Source organism: Sphingopyxis sp. KK2 (assembly GCF_001990265.1).
Lineage (GTDB): Bacteria > Pseudomonadota > Alphaproteobacteria > Sphingomonadales > Sphingomonadaceae > Sphingopyxis.
In genome coordinates this window covers 1-1472 of sequence record NZ_LYVN01000284.1, presented here as the reverse complement: position 1 = coordinate 1472, position 1472 = coordinate 1, and the positions used below count along the sequence as shown (strand labels likewise).

The 1472-nt window shown below is 70.2% G+C and carries 1 pseudogene; it reads left to right on the top strand.

Annotation, left to right across the window (positions count from 1 at the left end):
• Positions 1-1472 (top strand): annotated as a pseudogene (locus B1A78_RS21785) (hypothetical protein); the annotation flags it as partial.

Below are 1472 nucleotides of genomic sequence, written 5' to 3'. Positions count from 1 at the left end.
CAATGCCGCGCGCGCGACACAAGCCAATACGACTGCCGTCGGCGCCTCTTCGAAGGCCGAGGCTGCCGACGCTACCGCTATCGGCGCGAATACCGACACCCGTGAAAAATCGACGTCGGTCGGAGCGAATGCCAAGTCCGGGGCGAGCTCGACGGCGGTCGGCTACAACAGCTTCGGCGGGATCAATTCCACCGCGCTCGGGTTCGGGACCGCGACCTTCAACGAGGGGACAGCGGTCGGTGTGAACGCGGTTTCGACGGGCCTGGGATCGGTGGCAACCGGCAATGCGGCGCGCGCGACGCAGGCGAACAGCACCGCCGTCGGCGCCTATTCGAAGGCTGAGGCCTCCGATGCCACCGCCGTCGGCGCCAACACCGACACGCGCGAAAAATCGACGTCGGTCGGGGCGAATGCCAAGTCCGGGACGAGTTCGACGGCGGTCGGCTACAACAGCTTTGGCGGGATCAATTCCACCGCGCTCGGGTTCGGCGCTGTGACGTTCAACGAAGGGACTGCGCTGGGCCTGAACGCCGTCTCAACGGGGCTCGCGTCGGCCGCCCTCGGCAACGCCGCGCGCGCGACACAGGCCAACAGCACCTCGCTCGGCGCCTATTCGAAGGCCGAGACCGCCAATGCGACCGCCGTCGGCGCCGCCAGCAACGCCGCAGGCAGCAACAGCGTCGCGCTCGGCTATGCCTCGGTCGCGGATCGCAACGACAGCGTATCCTTCGGCACCGCCGGCGGCGAGCGCCAGCTCACCAATGTGGCGGCCGGCACAGCGGCAACCGACGGCGTCAACCTCGCGCAGCTCGACGCCGCGATCGCGGGGGTGGTCGCGGGGAGCAATCCCTATGTCGGCGCCAACACGAACGGCCCCGCCGCACAGGCGACGGGCGACGACAGCTTTGCCGCCGGCGGCGGCGCGCAGGCGCAGTCCGACGGGTCGACCGCGATCGGTTCGGGCGCAGTCGCGAAGGACGGCAAAGCGACCTCGATCGGGTTCGAGAATGTCGCGTCGGGCGACGGCGCGGTCGCCATCGGCGATCCGAACGTCGCAACGGGCACCGGCGCGGTGGCGATCGGCGCCGACAACAACGCCACCGGCACCGCCGCCATCGCGATCGGCAATCTGAGCAATGCGACGGGCAATTCGGCGATCGCGATGGGCGACCAGGCGGTGGCTTCGACCGACGGCAATGTCGCGATCGGTGGGCTTTCGCAGGCGACGGCGACCGACACGATCGCGATCGGCCCCGACAGCCGCGCGACTGCGGTCCATGCCATCGCGATCGGGGCGTTCAGCCGCGCCGCCGCGATGGACGCGGTTGCGCTCGGTTGGGGCGCAAGGGCGACGGGCATCGGTTCGACCGCGACCGGAACCTTTGCCGAGGCGAGCGGCGAGCGCAGCACCGCGACGGGCCGCGACAGCATCGCGAGCGGTATCGGGTCGACGACGACCGGCAATCTGAGCC